At 72.0% G+C, this 15,580-nt stretch carries 18 protein-coding genes; 14 read left to right on the top strand and 4 right to left on the bottom strand.

Translation table 11 applies throughout. The features are described 5' to 3' along the window. From EKO23_RS06090 to EKO23_RS06080, 3 genes are all read left to right on the top strand, one after another. A partial coding sequence (locus EKO23_RS06090; protein ID WP_134715143.1) for a response regulator transcription factor occupies positions 1-430 on the top strand: 430 nt, incomplete at its 5' end. A gap of 81 nt (positions 431-511) precedes the next feature. Further along, entirely contained in the window at positions 512-1,504 is a 993-nt protein-coding gene (locus EKO23_RS06085; protein WP_134715139.1) for an ATP-binding protein, read from the top strand. 9 nt (positions 1,505-1,513) lie between these two features. Further along, positions 1,514-1,702, top strand: a complete 189-nt coding sequence (locus EKO23_RS06080) for a hypothetical protein (protein WP_134715137.1) — start codon at positions 1,514-1,516, stop codon at positions 1,700-1,702. Positions 1,703-1,748: 46 nt separating this feature from the next. Here the strand turns inward: EKO23_RS06080 and EKO23_RS06075 are convergent, their stop codons facing one another. The 3 genes from EKO23_RS06075 to EKO23_RS06065 form a co-directional block, all read right to left on the bottom strand. After that, positions 1,749-2,000: a hypothetical protein gene (locus tag EKO23_RS06075; RefSeq protein WP_134715134.1), complete on the bottom strand. Its 252-nt coding sequence runs from the start codon at positions 1,998-2,000 to the stop codon at positions 1,749-1,751. Between the two features lie 170 nt (positions 2,001-2,170). After that, the gene (locus tag EKO23_RS06070) at positions 2,171-2,893 is read right to left on the bottom strand and encodes a MerR family transcriptional regulator (RefSeq protein ID WP_134715131.1); all 723 of its coding nucleotides are present in this window, start codon (positions 2,891-2,893) and stop codon (positions 2,171-2,173) included. A 156-nt stretch (positions 2,894-3,049) separates the two neighbouring features. Beyond that, a complete protein-coding gene (locus EKO23_RS06065; protein WP_167880342.1) occupies positions 3,050-4,300 on the bottom strand; it encodes an SLC13 family permease in 1,251 nt (416 codons plus the stop codon). A gap of 78 nt (positions 4,301-4,378) precedes the next feature. Between EKO23_RS06065 and EKO23_RS06060 the strand changes: the two genes are divergently transcribed. The 3 genes from EKO23_RS06060 (at position 4,379) to EKO23_RS06050 (ending at position 9,007) form a co-directional block, all read left to right on the top strand. Continuing rightward, a complete protein-coding gene (locus EKO23_RS06060; RefSeq protein WP_217702501.1) occupies positions 4,379-5,128 on the top strand; it encodes a helical backbone metal receptor in 750 nt (249 codons plus the stop codon). Between the two features lie 39 nt (positions 5,129-5,167). Continuing rightward, the gene (icmF, locus tag EKO23_RS06055; RefSeq protein ID WP_134715122.1) at positions 5,168-8,392 is read left to right on the top strand and encodes a fused isobutyryl-CoA mutase/GTPase IcmF; all 3,225 of its coding nucleotides are present in this window, start codon (positions 5,168-5,170) and stop codon (positions 8,390-8,392) included. Positions 8,393-8,524: 132 nt separating this feature from the next. Continuing rightward, complete coding sequence (locus EKO23_RS06050) at positions 8,525-9,007, top strand: MaoC family dehydratase (protein ID WP_217702495.1); 483 nt, start codon at positions 8,525-8,527, stop codon at positions 9,005-9,007. 24 nt (positions 9,008-9,031) lie between these two features. Here the strand turns inward: EKO23_RS06050 and EKO23_RS06045 are convergent, their stop codons facing one another. Beyond that, positions 9,032-9,247: a hypothetical protein gene (locus EKO23_RS06045; RefSeq protein ID WP_134715116.1), complete on the bottom strand. Its 216-nt coding sequence runs from the start codon at positions 9,245-9,247 to the stop codon at positions 9,032-9,034. A gap of 200 nt (positions 9,248-9,447) precedes the next feature. Between EKO23_RS06045 and EKO23_RS06040 the strand changes: the two genes are divergently transcribed. The 8 genes from EKO23_RS06040 to EKO23_RS06005 all read left to right on the top strand — a co-directional run bounded on the left by EKO23_RS06040 (position 9,448) and on the right by EKO23_RS06005 (position 15,578). Then, complete coding sequence (locus EKO23_RS06040; protein ID WP_134715114.1) at positions 9,448-10,815, top strand: hemolysin family protein; 1,368 nt, start codon at positions 9,448-9,450, stop codon at positions 10,813-10,815. Beyond that, the gene (locus EKO23_RS06035) at positions 10,812-11,870 is read left to right on the top strand and encodes a hemolysin family protein (protein ID WP_134715111.1); all 1,059 of its coding nucleotides are present in this window, start codon (positions 10,812-10,814) and stop codon (positions 11,868-11,870) included. The genes EKO23_RS06040 and EKO23_RS06035 overlap by 4 nt, the downstream gene beginning before the upstream one ends. 81 nt (positions 11,871-11,951) lie before the next feature. After that, on the top strand, positions 11,952-12,578 hold the full coding sequence (clsA, locus tag EKO23_RS06030; protein ID WP_281280874.1) for a cardiolipin synthase ClsA: 627 nt from the start codon (positions 11,952-11,954) through the stop codon (positions 12,576-12,578). Next, positions 12,565-13,404, top strand: a complete 840-nt coding sequence (locus EKO23_RS06025; RefSeq protein WP_134715108.1) for a DUF881 domain-containing protein — start codon at positions 12,565-12,567, stop codon at positions 13,402-13,404. Before clsA ends, EKO23_RS06025 begins: the two co-directional genes overlap by 14 nt. Next, positions 13,401-13,733 carry a small basic family protein gene (locus EKO23_RS06020; protein ID WP_134715106.1) on the top strand — a complete coding sequence of 111 codons (333 nt, stop codon included), beginning with the start codon at positions 13,401-13,403 and terminating at the stop codon, positions 13,731-13,733. The genes EKO23_RS06025 and EKO23_RS06020 overlap by 4 nt, the downstream gene beginning before the upstream one ends. Then, positions 13,726-14,490: a DUF881 domain-containing protein gene (locus EKO23_RS06015; RefSeq protein ID WP_134715103.1), complete on the top strand. Its 765-nt coding sequence runs from the start codon at positions 13,726-13,728 to the stop codon at positions 14,488-14,490. The genes EKO23_RS06020 and EKO23_RS06015 overlap by 8 nt, the downstream gene beginning before the upstream one ends. A 78-nt stretch (positions 14,491-14,568) precedes the next feature. After that, positions 14,569-14,955, top strand: a complete 387-nt coding sequence (gene gcvH / locus EKO23_RS06010; RefSeq protein WP_134715101.1) for a glycine cleavage system protein GcvH — start codon at positions 14,569-14,571, stop codon at positions 14,953-14,955. 92 nt (positions 14,956-15,047) lie between these two features. Further along, positions 15,048-15,578, top strand: coding sequence for a zinc-ribbon and FHA domain-containing protein (locus EKO23_RS06005; protein ID WP_134715098.1), 531 nt, complete (start codon positions 15,048-15,050; stop codon positions 15,576-15,578). Positions 15,579-15,580 lie beyond the last annotated feature (2 nt).

The following is a 15,580-nucleotide window of genomic DNA, read 5'->3' as shown; positions in this document are numbered from 1 at the left end:
CCTGACCACGTTCGACCTCGACGAGTACGTCCTGGCCGCACTCCGGGCCGGCGCCAGCGGGTTCCTGCTCAAGGACGCCCCCCGCCAGTCGCTGTACGCCGCGGTGCGGACCGTCGCGGCCGGTGACGCGTTGCTGGCCCCGAGCGTCACCCGACGCCTCATCGAGCAGCACCTGCGGATCGAGGAGCCGGCGCCCGCCCTGCTGCGGCGGCTGGACGCGATGACGGACCGGGAGCGCGAGGTGCTGCAGCTCGTGGCGCGCGGCCTGACCAACGACGAGATCGCGGCCCGGCTGCACCTCGGGGAGGCCACCGTCCGCACCCACGTCGGACGGATCTACGGCAAAGCCGAGGTCCGCGACCGGGCCCAGGCGGTGGTGTTCGCCTACGAGTCCGGCCTGGTGCGTGCGGGCCACGTGTCCGGGGGTTGAGCACCGTGTCCGAGGACTGGACAACCCCGGAATTTTCGGGCATTCCCCTGCGGACCCGCCGCGGTGGGTGAGAATGCCGGAATGCAGAGCACGCCCGCGGACCGCGCCGACCTGCGCGTCCGCCTCGCGGCCGACCCCGCGTGCGTGTCCGGTGCCCGGCGGTTCGTCAGCGACGGGCTGCGCTCCTGGGGCCGCGCCGAGCTGCTCGACGACGCGACGCTCTGCGTCAGCGAGCTGGCCGGCAACGCGGTGCTCCACAGCGGCACGACCTTCATGGAGATCGTGATGCACCGGCTGCGGTCCGGGATCCGGGTCAGCGTCGAGGACGACGGCCCGGTGCCGGCCGCCGCGGTGCACCCGCGGCCCGGCTTCCCGGGCGGGGACGTGGCCCCGGTCCTGGAGGAGGAGCCGACCACCGGCCGCGGGCTCGCCATCGTGTCGATCCTGGCCAGCGACTGGGGCATCGAGCTCACCAAGGCCGGGAAGCGGGTGTGGGCCGAGCTCGGCCCCGGCGACGCGTCGTACGACGTGCGACCGCCGACGCTCGAGGGTGACGTGCGCGCGCCGGTCGAGGCGGCGCCGACCGAGCTCCCCGAGGGCTGGGGGCTGGTGCGGCTGGCCGGCTGCCCGGTCGACCTGAGCCTGCGCCAGGACCAGCACCTCGACGAGCTGATCCGTGAGCTGCAGCTGATATCCGTCCACCAGGACGACCCGCGCTCGCGCGAGCTGTCCGAGCGGTTGCAGGGGCTGCTCCGCGGTCCCACCGCGGCCCGGCACACCGGCCGCAAGGTGGCCCAGCAGGCGGCCGCCGAGGGCCACGAGCTGATCGACGTCGACATGGCCATGCCACGGGAGTTCGCGGCGGAGGTCGAGAAGCTCCAGGGGGCGGTCCGGCTCGCCGACGCCCTCTGCGAGGAGCGGCAGCTGCTCACGCTGGCCTCGCCTCCCGAGCTGACCGCGCTGCGTGCCTGGATGACCGAGCAGGTCGCCGGTCAGCTGCGGGACGGCATCGCCCCGGAGGCGTGGGACGCCTGGGTCGCGCGCCACCCGGTCCCCGAGACGGCGGCCGACTAGGCTCGGGCCATGCAGCGGATCTACCTGCCGATCGTGTTCTGGCTCGGCGTGGCCATGACGCTGCTGGCAATCGTCTTCACCGACCGCACGTGGGCCGTCGGCGGCGTGCTGCTGATGGCCTGGGGACTGGTGCTCGCCCTGATCGGGCACTGGGCGCAGCGGCGCCGGCGCGAGCGGGCGAGCCGCAGCCAGTTCTAGGCCGACTCCGGGCCGACGGTCGGGCCGGCGGGCGGGGAGCGGCCGCTCAGGCCACCGGGCGACGGGGCGCCGGCACCACCCGGGTGGCCTGCGAACGCCGGCGCAGCTCGAGCAGCTGCCGGGCGATCGCCTCGCCGGCGCCGGCGACCAGCTCGGGCGGGAGCCCGTCGAGCCGGGCCCGGTGCACGGCCCGCGCCACGCACCGCAGGACCGAGCCGCTCGGGACGTCGGCGTACTCAGCGGCCAGCCGGTCCGCGACGTCGCGCCAGTCCGTGTCCGGAATTGCCGACAAAGTCACAAATGCACCCTTCCGGCGGTCATTGTCCCTCGGGTCGGCCGGGGCCGTAACCGTCCAGTGGCGCCCAACAGCATGGCCCGGTCGGGTGTCGTCCCCCGGCCCGAACGGGCCATGTCGCTACTGGGGTCCGGCACTGGGGTGGCCGACGTGCTCCGTGGTGCGGGGCCCGGTCAGTCGCGCAGGAAGGACCGGCTGATCACCTGGTTGGAGGCCCGCTGGAAGCCGCTCACGATCGCCTCGAGGGTGAGCTGGCGCAGCCGCGACATCGTGGACTCGAAGCGGGCATCGTCCAGGTCGGAGTGGCGGGCCTCGCGGTAGGGGCGGAGGACCTGGTGGCGGAAGATCTCGGTGAGCTCCTCGGCCAGCGCCTCGGTGTGCCGCTGGATCGCCTCGGTCGCCGCGAGGATGCCCTCGACCGGGATGTCCAGCTCCAGGATCTCCAGCGCCACGTCGAAACCGGGCAGCACGGCATACCGGTCACCGCGACGCTCCAGCGACCCGGACGCCAGCAGGTGGTCGAGCACGTCGTCGCCGAGCGGCCGGCCGGCCCGCGTCTCGAGCTGGCGCAGGCTCAGCTCCTCGGTCGGCTCAGGGGACCAGGAGGTGAGGATCGCGCGCTGCATCGCCAGCGTCTCCGGTGAGGCGTCGACCGGGACCCGGGCCAGGTACCGCTCGATCGCCGAGAGCGTGAACCCGTGGTCCTGCAGCGCCTTGATGAGGTCGAGGCGGCTGCGGTGCCGGGTGTCGTAGTAGGCGACCCGCCCGCGGCGCACCGGCGGCGGGAGCAGGCCGAGCGTCGCGTAGTAGCGACAGGTGCGCACCGTCGTCCCGGTGACGAGCGCGAGGTCGTCGACGGTGAGCATCTCGTCGTCGAGGTCGTGCTGCGCTGTCATGGAGGTCCCTTCGCTGCGGTCGATCACGGGGTCCGATCACGGGGTCCGATCACGGGGTCCGATCACTGGGTCCGATCACGGGGTCCGATCACGGGGTCCGATCACGGGATCCGGCCGACCCTGACACTACTACTGTCAGCGTGTTACTCCCGGGTTTCAGGACACCGCCCACAGGGTGACCACCCCGGCGACCAGGGCGACCGGCGTGACCAGGGCTGCGTGCGCGTGGAACGTCGCCGAGGAGACGGGTACGCCGCGGCGCACCAGCGCCCGGCGCCAGAGCAGGTTGGCCAGCGAGCCCGGCCAGGCCAGGCCCGAGCCCACGTTGAGGCCGACCAGGGTGGCCAGCACGGCGGTGGTGCCGAGGGGAGCGACCAGCGGCACCAGCAGGAGCGTCGCCGGCAGGTTGTTGACCAGGTTCGCCAGCACCGTGGCCACCAGCGCCAGGACCAGCAGGGCGGCCAGTCCGTCGCCGCCGGGGAGGGCGTCGCCGACCACGTCGCGGAGGAACGACCCGTCGAGCGCCGCCACCACCACGCCGAGGCAGAGCACGAACACCCCGAAGGTCAGGTGGGTCGCGTGCAGCGCGCGGGCCGCTGTGAAGTGCCCGGCCCGTACCGACCTGGCTCCGAGCACCAGCGCGGCCGCGCCGGCCACCCAGAACGGCTCCACGCCGTACGTCGACCCGACGGCGAAGCCGGCCAGCATCGCCACCACCACGACGACCGGGAAGGCGGGCAGGTGGACGAGGGTGCGGTCCGGCGCCGGCACCGCTGCGCGCAGGTCGCGGGCGAAGAACAGGCGGACGCCGGCGTACTCCACGGCGATCACCACCACCCACACCGGTGCCATGACCAGCAGCCATCCGCCGAACGAGAGCGCCACGTCGGGCAGCGCCAGCAGGTTGGTGAGGTTGGAGACCGGCAGCAGCAGCGAGGCCGAGTTCGCCAGCCGCACGCAGGAGTGCACCACCGGCCGCTGCGCGGCCGAGCCGGCCACCGCGGCCGCCACCACGGGCGTCAGCAGCACCACCGTGGCGTCCAGGCTGAGCGCCGCGGTGATCACGGACGCGGCCAGGAACGTCACCAGCAGCACCCGGTGGGCGTCGCCGCGCCCGGCCCGGCGGACGGCGTCGCCGACGGCGTCGAACACCCCCTCGGCCGCGCACGCCTCGGCCACCACCAGCACCGCGGCGAGGAACAGCACCACCGGCAGCATCCGCTCGACCTGGTCGGCGGCGGCGTCGACGCCGACCGCCCCGATCAGCAGCACGGCAGCCGCCGCGACGATCCCGGCCAGCGCCTCGGTGCGCCCCCGCGGGTGCCGGAACGCCACGACGAGGAGGCCGACCAGCGCGACCACGGAGACCGCGTCGCGCAGCGCGGATCCGGGGTCGGCGAGCAGCACCCGCGAAGCGTACGGCGCCCGACCCACGGGCCCGGCCGGTGGTCGGCGCGGCCCGTTAGCCTCGCGGACGTGACCGACCTGCGCGACGACCTGGACCATCCCGTCCGCCTCGACGGCCCCCCGTCACGCGTGGTGTCGCTGGTGCCCTCGATCACCGAGTCCCTGGCCGCGACCGTGCCGCACCGCCTGGTCGGGGCCACCGACTGGTGCACCCACCCGGCGGACCTCGACGTGACCCGGGTCCGGGGGACCAAGAACCCCGACCTGGCCGCGATCGCCGCGCTCGAGCCCGACCTCGTGGTCGCCAACCAGGAGGAGAACCGCGAGCTCGACGTACGCCGGCTGCGCGAGCGCGGCACCCAGGTGTGGGTGACCGTCACCGAGACGGTCGAGCAGGCGCTCGGCTCCCTGGACCGCCTGTTCACCGAGGCGTTCGCACTGCGGCCGGACTGGCTGGCCGCCGCCCGGGCCGAGTGGTCGGAGCCGGCAGGCGGGCGGGGGAGTGCCGCGGTCGCGATCTGGCGCGACCCCTGGATGGTGGTCGGCCGGGACACGTTCACCGGCGACCTGCTGCGGCTGCTCGGGCTCGACAACGTCTTCGCGGACGACGACGACCGCTACCCGCACACGACGCCGGCGGCGATCGAGGGCCGACAGCCCGACGTGGTCCTGCTGCCGGACGAGCCCTACGTGTTCACCGCCGACGACGGTCCCGAGGCGTTCACGGTGCCGACCGCGCTCGTGAGCGGGCGGCTGCTGACGTGGTACGGCCCCTCGCTGGTGGGTGCCCGCAGCGCGCTTTTGCGCCAGATCGGGGTCGGGCCCTAGAATTAGTAGGACGTCCTACTAATTTCTCAGGAGCCTGCGGTGAGCGACCTCCACCAGCCCCAGCACCCGGTCCGGTTCGTGACCGCCTCGAGCCTGTTCGACGGCCACGACGCCTCGATCAACATCATGCGACGGATCCTCCAGAGCCAGGGCGCCGAGGTGATCCACCTCGGGCACAACCGCAGCGTGCAGGAGGTCGTCGACGCCTGCGTCGAGGAGGACGTGCAGGGCGTCGCGGTCTCGTCGTACCAGGGCGGTCACGTGGAGTACTTCGAGTACCTCGTGGAGTCGCTGAAGGAGCGCGGCGCCGGCCACGTGAAGGTCTACGGCGGCGGGGGCGGCGTCATCGTCCACGACGAGATCGAGCGGCTCCGCGCCAGCGGCGTCACGATCTTCAGCCCCGAGGACGGCCAGAAGCTGGGCCTGGTCGGGATGATCAACACGATGGTCGAGGCCTGCGACGTCGACCTGTGGGCGCAGCAGCAGGTCACCGCGGACGCGGTGCTCTCCGGCGACCGGCTGGCCGTGGCCCGCGCCATCACCGGAGCCGAGGCCGCCGGCTTCTCCGACGAGCTCCGCGCCCGCCTCGAGCGGGCCGCCGCGCAGCGCGACGTCCCGGTGCTCGGCATCACCGGCACCGGCGGCTCCGGCAAGTCCTCGCTCACCGACGAGCTGGTCCGCCGGTTCCGCGTCGACCAGCAGGACAAGCTCCGGGTCGCCGTGATCGCGGTCGACCCGACCCGCCGACGGGGCGGTGGTGCGCTGCTGGGCGACCGGATCCGGATGAATGCCCTCGACGGTGACCGGATCATGTTCCGCAGCCTCGCCACCCGCGGCAGCCACGAGCTGCCCGAGGCGCTCGCCGACGTGATCACCGTGGCCAAGGCGGCCGGGTTCGACCTCGTGGTGGTCGAGACCCCGGGCATCGGCCAGGGCGACGCCGGCATCCTTCCGTACGTCGACCGGTCGATGTACGTCATGACGCCGGAGTTCGGCGCCGCCTCCCAGCTCGAGAAGATCGACATGCTCGACTTCGCCGACGTGGTCGCGATCAACAAGTTCGAGCGCCGCGGCGCCAAGGACGCGATGCGGGACGTCGGGCGGCAGCTGGTCCGCAACCGCGAGGCGTTCGGCAAGAAGCCCGAGGACATGCCGGTGTTCGGCACCTCGGCCGCGACCTTCAACGACGACGGCGTCACCGCGCTCTACCAGCACCTGCGCGGCCTCCTCGGCGACGCCGGGCTGACCCTCGAGGACGGCACCCTGCCGGCCGTCGACGTCCGGCACTCCAGCGGCATCGCCCAGGTGGTCCCGCCCACCCGCGTGCGCTACCTCTCCGAGATCACCGAGACCGTGCGCGACTACCACGAGCGCACCGACGAGCTCGCCGACGCGGCCCGCCGGGCGCAGCAGGTGGCCGCGGTGCGCGCCCTGCTCGGCGAGGACGAGAACGCCGGCGTGGACGCGCTGCTGGAGAAGGCCCGCCAGGACCTCCCGCGCGAGGTCGCCGACCAGATCGACGGCTGGCCCGCGGTGGTCGAGGCGTACTCCGGCGACGAGCAGGTCGTCACGGTCCGCGACCGGGAGATCCACACCCGGCTGACCCGGGAGTCCCTCTCCGGCAACCACATCCGCCGGGTCTCGCTCCCGAAGTTCACCGACCACGGCGAGCTGGTGCGCTACTGGCGGCGCGAGAACCTCCCCGGCTACTTCCCGTTCACGGCCGGCGTGTTCCCGTTCAAGCGCGACGGCGAGGACCCGGCCCGCATGTTCGCCGGCGAGGGCGACCCGTTCCGCACCAACCGCCGCTTCAAGCTGCTGTCCGAGGGCAACGAGGCCACCCGCCTCTCCACGGCGTTCGACTCGGTGACGCTCTACGGCCGCGACCCCGACCCGCGTCCCGACGTCTACGGCAAGGTCGGCACCTCCGGCGTCTCGGTGGCGACGCTCGACGACATGAAGGCGCTGTACGACGGCTTCGACCTGGTCGCGCCCACCACGTCGGTGTCGATGACCATCAACGGCCCGGCGCCTACCGTGCTCGCCTTCTTCCTCAACACGGTGATCGACCAGCAGGTCGCGAAGTTCCGGGCCGAGCACGACCGGGAGCCGTCGGCGGACGAGCGCGCCGAGCTCGCATCGTACGCCCTCGCGAACGTGCGCGGCACCGTCCAGGCCGACATCCTCAAGGAGGACCAGGGCCAGAACACCTGCCTGTTCTCGACCGAGTTCAGCCTCAAGATGATGGCCGACATCCAGGAGTGGTTCATCCAGCAGCGGGTGCGCAACTTCTACTCGGTGTCGATCTCCGGCTACCACATCGCCGAGGCCGGGGCGAACCCGATCAGCCAGCTCGCGTTCACGCTGGCCAACGGCTTCACCTACGTCGAGGCCTACCTGGCGCGCGGCATGGACATCGACGACTTCGCGCCGAACCTGTCCTTCTTCTTCTCCAACGGGATGGACCCGGAGTACTCCGTGATCGGCCGGGTCGCCCGCCGCATCTGGGCGGTGGCGATGAAGGAGAAGTACGGCGCGAACGAGCGCTCGCAGAAGCTGAAGTACCACGTGCAGACCAGCGGCCGTTCGCTGCACGCGCAGGAGATGGACTTCAACGACATCCGCACCACGCTGCAGGCCCTGATCGCGATCTACGACAACGCCAACTCCCTGCACACCAACGCCTTCGACGAGGCAGTGACCACGCCGTCGGCGGAGTCGGTGCGCAGGGCCCTGGCGATCCAGATGATCATCAACAAGGAGTGGGGCCTCGCGATGAACGAGAACCCGCTGCAGGGCTCGTTCGTGATCGACGAGCTGACCGACCTGGTCGAGGCGGCGGTGCTCGCCGAGTTCGACCGGATCAGCGAGCGCGGGGGAGTGCTCGGTGCGATGGAGACCGGCTACCAGCGCGGCCGCATCCAGGACGAGTCGATGCTCTACGAGCAGCGCAAGCACGACGGTTCGCTGCCGATCATCGGCGTCAACACCTTCCGCCGCCCCGAGGCCGGCGACGGCACCCCCGACCACATCGAGCTGGCCCGCGCCACCGAGTCGGAGAAGGAGTCCCAGCTGACCCGGGTCCGCGACTTCCAGACCGCGCACCGCTCCGAGGCCGACGCCGCCCTGGCCCGCCTCAAGGAGTCGGCGATCTCCGGCGAGAACGTCTTCGCGGTCCTCATGGACGCCGCCCGGGTCTGCTCGCTCCAGCAGGTCACCGAGGCGTTCTTCGAGGTCGGGGGCCAGTACCGCCGCAACGTATGACCGCTGGTCTGCACCACCAGCCCAGTGTTTCTGGTGCAGAGGGACTAGGTAGATGAGCGGATGTCTGGCGGGTGTCCGGGAGTGGGATGGTCGGTGGGAGCACGAGAAGACCGGGACCTGAGGGGGTGTCTCGTGAGCACACCACCTGCGCGGGTCCGCGGGACCCGCGAGGTCCTCGGTCTGGTCGGCGCCTCCCTGGGGCCGTCCGACTGGCTCACGATCACGCAGGAGCGTGTGGACGCGTTCGCGCGGGCGGTCGAGGACTGGCACTGGGTGCACAACGACCCGCGGCGGGCCGCGTTTGGGCCGTTCGGGCGCACGATCGGCCACGCGCACCTGACGCTCGGCGTGATCCCGGGGCTGTTCCACGCGCTGTTGCACTTCTGCGAGGGCGAGGACGCGATGTTCTACGGCTACAACCGGGTGCGGTTCCCCGAGCCGGTGCCGGTCGGCAGCCGCGTGCGCCTGGTCGCGGAGATCGCGGCCGTGGAGGAGCTCGAGGACGCCGAGCAGCTGGTCGTGGACCTGCGCGTCGAGGACGACGCGGGAGGGCGCCCGGTATGCGTCGCGCAGGCGGTGTTCCGCCACTACCACCTCGGCACCGCCCCGGCCTGAGGGGCCGGTGCGGAGGCGACGCACCTACGGGTCGGGGGTGAGCCACTCCCCGGGCGCGAAGTCGCGGCCGAAGTCCGGGCACGCCTCGTTCTCGCAGCGGCCCTGGGTCTCGAACGTCACGCCGGCGTTGCCGGAGGCCGTCAGCAGCGCGAGGTTCTCCCGGGTGAGGTGGCCGCCGGTCCGCAGCGGCTGACCACACGTGGGGCAGTGCGGTTCACGGCGTTCGAGGGCCTCGGTCATGCGTCCACGGTAGGCCCGACCGGCCTCGGTGGACAGCCGGTCCGGACGGCTCCGGGCGGCCCGTCCGGGGATGCGCGTCCGCGCCCGCACACCCGGTATTCTGTGCCGGTACGCCCGACCCCTCGAGAGAAAGCGACTGACGCGACCGTTATGGACGGCCCCGATAGTCCCTTGCTCTCCACCCACGGTGGAGAGCGCCCATGACCGAGTGGATCCTGCTCGGGATCTCCCTCTTACTCATCCTCGCCTGCGGCGTGTTCGTCGCCGCCGAGTTCGCCCTTGTGACGGTCGACCGGAGCGCGGTCGACAAGGCGGCCGCCGCCGGTGACAAGCGCGCCCAGGGCGTGCAGAAGGCGCTCAAGAGCCTCTCCACGCAGCTGTCCGGCGCCCAGGTCGGCATCACCGTCACCAACCTCGCGATCGGTTTCCTCGCGGAGCCGGCGATCGCCGCGCTGGTGCGCGACCCGCTCACCAGCGCCGGCGTCCCCGAGGGCGCGGTGCACCCGGCTGCCATCGGCATCGCGCTGGCGATCTCGACCGCGCTGACGATGATCTACGGCGAGCTGGTGCCCAAGAACCTCGCGATCGCGTTGCCGTTGCGGACCGCCAGGGCGACCCAGGGTGCGCAGCGTGCGTTCACCACCGTGAACAAGCCGCTGATCCGCACCCTGAACGGCTCCGCCAACGCGATCGTCCGGCGCCTGGGCATGGAGCCTCAGGAGGAGCTGCGCTCGGCGCGGAACTCCACGGAGCTCGCCTCGCTCATCTCCCGCTCCGCGGACCAGGGCACCCTCGATGCGGACACCGCCGAGCTCATGGAGCGCTCGGTGGAGTTCGGCCAGCGCACCGCCGCCGAGATCATGACCCCGCGGGTGCGCACCTCCAGCGTCGACGCGACCGACCGCGCGAGCGCGATCATCGACCTCGCCCGCAGCACCGGCCACTCGCGGTTTCCCGTGCTCGACGACGGCGACCAGGTGGTCGGCACCGTGCACGTGAAGCACGCGGTGGCGCTGCCGGTGCCGGAGCGCGCCACCACCCGCATCAAGCACATCATGGTGAAGCCGATCGTGGTGCCCGACTCCCTGCGCCTCGACCCGCTGCTCGCGCTGCTGCGTCGCGACGGGTTCCAGATGGCCATCGTGCTCGACGAGTACGGCGGCCAGGCCGGCATCGTCACCCTCGAGGACGTCGTCGAGGAGATCGTCGGCGACATCTCCGACGAGCACGACCGGCTCAGCGCCCGGGCCCGCCAGCGCCGCGACGGCAGCTGGTCGCTGTCGGGGCTGCTGCGGCCCGACGAGATCGAGGACATCACCGGGATCCAGCTGCCCGAGCACGAGGACTACGACACCCTTGCCGGCCTGGTGCTGCGCCAGCTCGGCCGGATCCCGCTCGCCGGTGACGTGGCCGAGGTGGAGCTGCCGGTCGAGCTCGGCGACGACGACGAGCAGCTGCCGCGCCGGGTCGCGGTGCTGCGGGTCGAGCACATGGACGGCCTCCGGGTCGACCGGGTGCGGCTCTCGCTGCGCGTCGAGCAGGAGACGGACGGGGAGGTGCGCCGGTGAGCGACTACACCGCCCTCGTCGTGGCGATCGCGCTGCTCGCCTTCAACGCGTTCTTCGTGGGAGCCGAGTTCGCGCTGGTCTCCGCGCGCCGTACCCAGATCGAGCCGCGGGCGCGCGCCGGCTCCTCGATGGCCCGGACCACGCTCCGCGCGATGGAGAACGTCAGCCTGGTCATGGCCGGGGCCCAGCTGGGCATCACGATCTGCTCGGTCGGCCTCGGTGCCGTCGGCGAGCCTGCCGTCGCCCACCTGCTCGCGCCGCTGTTCGAGTGGGCCGGCGTGCCGCACGACCTGCTGCACCCGGTCTCGTTCGTGATCGCGCTCGGCATCGTCGTCTACCTCCACGTGGTGCTCGGCGAGATGGTGCCGAAGAACATCGCGCTGGCCGGCCCGGACCGGGCAGCGATCGTGCTCGGTCCGCCGATGATGGCGATCGTCACGATGCTGCGCCCGATCATCGTCACGCTCAACGCGATCGCGAACGGCACGCTGCGGCTGCTGCGGATCGAGCCCAAGGACGAGGTCTCCTCGACGTTCACCCGGGAGGAGGTCGCCGCCCTGGTCGAGGAGTCGCGGGGCGAGGGTCTGCTCGAGGACGACGAGTACGTCCGGCTGGCCGGCGCCCTCGGCTTCACCGAGCGGACCGTCGACGACGTCCTGCTCCCGCTGGACACCCTCTCGACGCTGACCCAGGGCGCCACCGCGGCCGACGTCGAGGACGTCTGCGCGGCCACGGGCTACTCCCGGTTCCCCGTCGTGGACGACGCCGGCGAGCCCGTGGGCTACCTGCACATCAAGGACGTCATCGAGACCGACCCCGAGCGCCGGCGGCGACCCATCGAGGACAAGTGGGTGCACCCGTTCGCCAGCGTCCGTGCCCGGGACGCGCTGCACGAGGCGCTCGAGACCCTGCAGCGCAAGGGCGCCCACATGGGGCGCGTGGTCGCCGAGGACGGCACCACGCTCGGCCTGGTCACCCTCGAGGACCTGCTCGAGGAGCTGGTCGGCGAGATCCGCGACGCCGCGCACCTCGACGACACGGCCGGTGCCACGTGAGTCGGAGTCCGTCCGTCGCGGGGCGGCGGCTAAGGTGATCGTGCCCGGGCGCAGGTAGACGCGCGGGGCCTCGAGCATCGCGTGGAAGACGGTCAGAAGGACGTGCAGGACGAGTCACAGCCCGCCAAGGTGTGGACCCTGCCCAACCTGTTGAGCATGCTCCGCCTGCTCGGCGTGCCCCTGTTCCTGTGGCTGGTGCTCGGTCCCGAGGCAGACGGCTGGGCGCTGGTGGTGCTGGCGGTCTCGGGCTTCACCGACTGGCTCGACGGCTACCTCGCCCGCAAGCTCGACCAGCGCTCGACGCTGGGGGAGATCCTCGACCCCGTCGCCGACCGGCTCTACATCCTCGCCGTCGTCGTGGGGCTGGCGCTGCGGGAGATCATCCCGTGGTGGCTGGCGGTGGCCCTGCCCCTGCGCGACGCGCTGCTCTGGCTGCTGGTGCCGTTCCTGCGCACCCGCGGCTACAGCTCGCTGCCGGTCCACTTCCTCGGCAAGGCCGCGACCGCCAACCTCCTCTACGCGTTCCCGCTGCTGCTCCTCGGCGACGGCGAGGGCAGGGTCGCCGAGCTGGCGCAGGTCTTCGGCTGGGCATTCGCGTTCTGGGGCATCGGCCTCTACTGGTGGGCCGGCATCCTCTACGCCTGGCAGGTGCGCAAGCTGCTGGCCACCACCGAGCGAAGGGCCCCCGCGGTCGATGCCGGCTCGTGAAGACCTCCCCGAGCACGTCACTGCTCCTCTGCTGACCGTCCTCACCCAGCGCTCGCTGGACGAGGACTACCAGCACGTCGCCGACGCCCGCCGGGCGCAGGGCACCACGGGCTCCTCCCGGAAGGGCGCTGCGGTCGTGGTGGGGCTGTTCGGCCTGCTCATCGTGACCGCCGCTGTCCAGACGTCGCAAGACGCGGCCACCGAGGAGCGCGGGCGCGAGGAGCTGGTCAGCCAGATCAACTCCCGGCGTGACGACCTGGCCGACCTCGAGCAGACCATCAACGACCTGCGTGCCGAGAACTCCCAGCTCGGCGAGTCGCTCGACGACCTCGCGGGCGCCGAGCAACAGGCCTCCAACCGCGCCGACGAGCTCGGCGCCAAGACCGGCTTCCGGCCGGTGACCGGCGAGGGAGTCCGGATCCGGCTGGACGACTCACCGGACGGCTCCAAGGACGGGCGGGTGCGCGACGAGGACCTCGCGACGCTGGTCGACGGGCTGTGGAGCGCCGGCGCCGAGGCGATCTCGGTCAACGGCAACCGCCTCACGAACGTCTCGCCGATCCGCAACGTGGGCGGCGCGATCCACATCAAGTCGCGACCCCTGCGCGCTCCGTATACGGTGCTCGCGGTGGGGGACCGGGACACGCTCCAGGCCAGGTTCGCGGAGACGGCCGCGGGCGTGGCGTGGTTCAACCTCGTGGCCAGCTTCGGCTTCGACTTCGCGATGAGCAACGCGAGCTCCCTCCAGCTGCCGGGTGCCGGCAGCCCGGCCCTGCGGTCGGCGGAGCAGGCGCCGGACGGACCGGAGAAGGAGATGGGACAGTGATCGCGGTTCTCGGACTGCTCGTGGGCGTGGTGCTCGGACTGATCTTCCAGCCCGAGGTGCCGCTCGGCCTCGAGCCCTACCTGCCGATCGCGGTGGTCGCCGCCCTCGACGCCGTGTTCGGTGCCCTGCGCGCGTACCTCGACGGCATCTTCGACGACAAGGTCTTCGTGGTGTCGTTCTTCAGCAACGTGTTCATCGCCGCGGCGATCGTGTTCCTCGGCGACAAGCTCGGCGTCGGCGCGCAGCTGTCGACCGGCGTCATCGTCGTCCTCGGCATCCGGATCTTCTCCAACGTCGCGATGATCAGGCGGCACATCTTCCATGCCTGACGAGCGCCCCGACGACACCCGGGAGTCCCCGCCGCCGAGCGGCCGGGACCGGTTGTGGGGCGCGCTGACGGCCAGGCCGAGCCGGGCCCAAGTGGTGGTCGGCGTGCTGCTCGCCGCGGTCGGCTTCGCGGCGATGACCCAGGTCCGCTCCACCGAGGAGGACGACCAGTACGGCGCCCTGCGTCAATCCGACCTGATCCGGGTCCTCGACGGCCTCGCCGGCACCGCCCAGCGGGCTGAGAACGAGATCGACCGGCTGCGGCGCACCCGCGACGACCTGCAGACCTCGACGTCGAGCCGGCAGGCGGCGCTCGAGCAGGCCCGCCAGGAGTCCAACACCCTGAGCATCCTCGCCGGGACGGTGCCGACGGTCGGGCCGGGCGTCCGGATCACCATCACCGACGACCGGGGCGAGATCCAGGACGACACCCTGATCGACATCATCCAGGAGCTGCGGGCCGCCGGTGCCGAGGCCATGGAGTTCAACGACCGGATCCGGGTGGTCGCGCAGACCTCCGTGGAGGAGACCTCGCGCGGCATCGAGGTGGACGGCCAGGTCATCGACGCGCCGTACGTCATCGACGCGATCGGCGAGCCGACCACGCTGGCCGGGTCCCTCGACTTCGCCACCGGCCCCGTCGACCGGGTGCGCGACGAGGGCGGCACCATCACCTTCGAGAAGCACGACGAGCTCGAGATCGAGTCGGTGGTCCCCGACGAGGCACCTCGCTACGCCGAACCCGAGGGCGGGCAGTAGCCTGCGACCGAAGCACGTCCCACCCGACCGGCGGAGGGTCCCAGCGGGCCCGGCCGCCACCACGACGAGGAAGTGACCGTGTACCCCGAGGAACTGAAGTACACCAGCGAGCACGAGTGGGTCCGGGTTCCCGGCGAGGCCGAGGGGTCGGTCCGGATCGGGATCACCCACTTCGCGCAGGACGCCCTGGGCGACATCGTCTACGTCTCGCTGCCCGAGGTGGGGGACACGGTGATCGCCGACGGCACCGTCGGCGAGCTCGAGTCGACGAAGTCCGTGAGCGACGTCTACGCCCCCGTCAGCGGCGAGGTCGTGGCCCGCAACGAGGCGCTCGACGCGACGCCCGAGCTCGTCAACTCCGACCCCTACGGCGGCGGCTGGCTGTTCGAGGTGGTCCCCACGAACGCCGGGGACGTGGACGGTCTGATGGACGCGGCGACGTACGAGTCGTCACTGTCCGACTGATCCACCCGCCGACTGATAGGTTGGAACCGTCAACCTCGACCACCGGTTGAGGGTTCCCGGGTCGATGGTCCCGAGTGTCTGGAGGAGCGTCCATGCCGTACTGCACCAACTGTGGCGAGCAGAACCCCGACGACGCTCGGTTCTGCTCGCAGTGCGGCACCCGGATCGTCACGGCCGAGGCCGAGCCGCCGGTGCCCGCGGAGCCGGCCGTCGAGAGCACCGCGACGATCACGTTCGGCGCTCCCGACAAGGCCGAGTCCGACGACCGCGGACTCAACCACGCGGACTCGGCGGCGGTCGACGCGCTCCCGCGGGGCCACGCCCTGCTGGTCGTGCAGCGCGGCCCGAGCGCCGGCTCCCGTTTCCTGCTCGACACCGACCTGGTCACCGCCGGCCGGCACCCCGAGAGCGAGATCTTCCTCGACGACGTGACCGTGTCCCGTCGCCATGCCGAGTTCCGCCGCAGTGGCGGCGGCTACACCGTCTCCGACGTCGGCAGCCTCAACGGCACCTACGTCAACCGGGACCGGATCGACGAGGTCACCCTCCAGGACGGTGACGAGGTCCAGATCGGCAAGTACCGCCTCGTCTACTTCGCCAGCCACGCGGGCCAGGGCGGGTGACC

The organism is Nocardioides guangzhouensis, from assembly GCF_004519545.1.
GTDB lineage: Bacteria > Actinomycetota > Actinomycetes > Propionibacteriales > Nocardioidaceae > Nocardioides > Nocardioides guangzhouensis.
Note: the sequence above shows the minus strand (reverse complement) of the source record. Positions and strands in the feature narration are given on the sequence as shown.

What these genes read in the sequence shown, in the direction of transcription:
- EKO23_RS06015 (WP_134715103.1), top strand. Translation starts at nt 13,726, where the DNA reads ATGCCTGACGAGCGCCCCGACGACACCCGGGAGTCCCCGCCGCCGAGC.
- EKO23_RS06040 (WP_134715114.1), top strand. Translation starts at nt 9,448, where the DNA reads ATGACCGAGTGGATCCTGCTCGGGATCTCCCTCTTACTCATCCTCGCC.
- EKO23_RS06080 (WP_134715137.1), top strand. Translation starts at nt 1,514, where the DNA reads ATGCAGCGGATCTACCTGCCGATCGTGTTCTGGCTCGGCGTGGCCATG.
- EKO23_RS06025 (WP_134715108.1), top strand. Translation starts at nt 12,565, where the DNA reads ATGCCGGCTCGTGAAGACCTCCCCGAGCACGTCACTGCTCCTCTGCTG.
- EKO23_RS06070 (WP_134715131.1), bottom strand. Translation starts at nt 2,893, where the DNA reads ATGACAGCGCAGCACGACCTCGACGACGAGATGCTCACCGTCGACGAC.
- EKO23_RS06085 (WP_134715139.1), top strand. Translation starts at nt 512, where the DNA reads ATGCAGAGCACGCCCGCGGACCGCGCCGACCTGCGCGTCCGCCTCGCG.
- EKO23_RS06005 (WP_134715098.1), top strand. Translation starts at nt 15,048, where the DNA reads ATGCCGTACTGCACCAACTGTGGCGAGCAGAACCCCGACGACGCTCGG.
- EKO23_RS06045 (WP_134715116.1), bottom strand. Translation starts at nt 9,247, where the DNA reads ATGACCGAGGCCCTCGAACGCCGTGAACCGCACTGCCCCACGTGTGGT.